2 protein-coding genes are annotated in these 2,082 nt (G+C 74.9%); both read right to left on the bottom strand.

Going from position 1 to position 2,082, the window contains the following annotated elements; genetic code table 11:
- Positions 1-72: 72 nt before the first annotated feature.
- A complete protein-coding gene (rsmA, locus tag AOK16_RS05035; RefSeq protein ID WP_240483375.1) occupies positions 73-1,035 on the bottom strand; it encodes a 16S rRNA (adenine(1518)-N(6)/adenine(1519)-N(6))-dimethyltransferase RsmA in 963 nt (320 codons plus the stop codon).
- A partial coding sequence (locus AOK16_RS05030; RefSeq protein WP_055471002.1) for a resuscitation-promoting factor occupies positions 1,032-2,082 on the bottom strand: 1,051 nt, incomplete at its 5' end. The genes rsmA and AOK16_RS05030, both read right to left, overlap by 4 nt.

The raw sequence follows: 2,082 nt of genomic DNA, 5'->3' as shown, positions 1-2,082 counted from the left end.
CGGGGCGCGCCCCGCCCACCGCCAGCTGGACGTTGACCTTGGCCGGAACCCGTACCGACACCGCCGCGCCGCTCACAGCGAGCCCCCCTGCTCCTCCACGGTCCCCGACTTCTCCGCAGTCCCCTTCTTCTCCACGGTCCCCTGCTTCTCCGTGGTCCCCTTCTTCTCTGCGATCCGCGCGAACTCCTCCACCGTCAGCGCCTCCCCGCGCGCCCGCGGCGAGACCCCGGCCGCCACCAGCGCGGCCTCGGCCGCCGCGGCCGATCCCGCCCAGCCGGCGAGCGCCGCGCGCAGCGTCTTGCGGCGCTGCGCGAACGCCGCGTCCACGACGGCGAACACCTCCTCGCGCGAGGCCGAGGTCTTCAGCGGCTCCGCGCGCCGCACCAGCGAGACCAGACCGGAGTCGACATTGGGTGCGGGCCAGAAGACGTTGCGCCCGATGGCCCCGGCCCGCTTCACCTGCGCGTACCAGGCGGCCTTCACCGACGGCACCCCGTACACCCTGGAGCCGGGCGGGGCCGCGAGCCGGTCGGCGACCTCGGACTGCACCATCACCAGCGTCCGCTCGATCGTCGGGAACGCGGCCAGCATGTGCAGCAGCACGGGAACGGCCACGTTGTAGGGCAGGTTGGCGACCAGGGCGGTCGGGGCGGGCCCGGGCAGCTCGGTGACGTGCAGCGCGTCGGAGTGCACGAGCGCGAAGCGGTCCGCGCGCTCCGGCAGCCGCGCCGCGACCGTCGCCGGCAGCGCGGCGGCGAGCACGTCGTCGATCTCGACCGCCGTCACCCGGTCCGCGGCCTCCAGCAGAGCCAGGGTCAGCGACCCGAGCCCGGGGCCGACCTCGACGACCACGTCGTCGGGGAGCACATCCGCGGTGCGCACGATCCGCCGGACCGTGTTCGCGTCGATGACGAAGTTCTGGCCGCGCTGCTTGGTCGGGCGTACGCCGAGGGCGGCGGCGAGTTCGCGGATGTCGGCCGGGCCCAGGAGGGGGCCGGGCTCGTCGGGCCGGTCGTGGGTGGGGCTGGTGCTCACTGGTGAAGCTTACGGCCGCAGTGCGGCCACGGACCCGCCCCCCGTTGCACGTACAGCTTCTTGGCGCGGTAGGTCTGCTCGGCGGGCGGCGCGTCCTGGGGGCGGCCGCGGCCGCCGAGGTGGTGCCAGGTGGCGGTGTCGAACTGGTACAGCCCGCCGTACGTGCCGGAGGCGTCCACCGCGTCCGGCCGCCCGCCGGACTCGCAGCGCGCCATCGCGCCCCAGTTCAGCCCCTCCGCGCCGGCGACGGAGACCGGCAGCGGCCGGGTGCCGACGTGCACCATCTGCGCCTGCGGGCGGCGCACGACCTCGGCGCGCAGCTTCCTCGGCTTCTGCCGTACGCCGTTGACGGTGCGCAGGGCGTACGTGACGCGCTCCGCGCCCTGCCGGCCGGGGCGGACGACGACCTCCGTGCCCTGGAAAAGCTCCGGGTCCAGGCGGCGGACGGTCCGGTACGGGACCGGCTCCTCCCGCACCTCCTTCGTGCCGGTGATCCGCATGACCGAGACCGTCTGGCCGTCGCGCGGCACACTGCCCTGCGGGACGGACGTGGTGTCCTGGCCGCGCAGTTCGATGCCGGCCTGGTCGACAGCGTCCCCGATGGTGGCGGCGTTCGTACGGATCGTGCGCTCGCGCCCGTCGGCCAGGAGCGTCACGGCCCGCTCGGTCCAGACGTCGAGCGCGAGCCCGGCGCGCGGGATCTCCGCGTGGCGCGCGGCGGAGAGGTACGCGCCCTCGACGCGCACCCCGAGCTCCTGAAGCGCGCCCTCGACGGTGGAGGCCGTGGTCCACACCCGGCGGGGCTCGCCGTCGAGGGTGAGAAACAGGAGGCGGCCGTGGCGTACGACGACCTCGTCGCCGTTGTCGAGGGGCTCCTCGGGGGCGGGAGACACCAGGTCGTGCGGGCCGAGCTCGACGCCCTCGTCCTCCAGCAGCTCCTGCACGTCGTCGGCGAACGTGTGAAGGGTGCGGGGGTCGCCGTCGACGCTGAGGCCGACGGACTTGTCGTGCGTGACGAACGCGGAGGTGCCGCCGGCGAGGAACGCG

Source organism: Streptomyces pathocidini, assembly GCF_001418495.1.
In the GTDB taxonomy this organism is placed as follows: Bacteria; Actinomycetota; Actinomycetes; order Streptomycetales; family Streptomycetaceae; genus Streptomyces; species Streptomyces pathocidini.
This window is presented reverse-complemented; position numbering and strand designations above follow the sequence as displayed.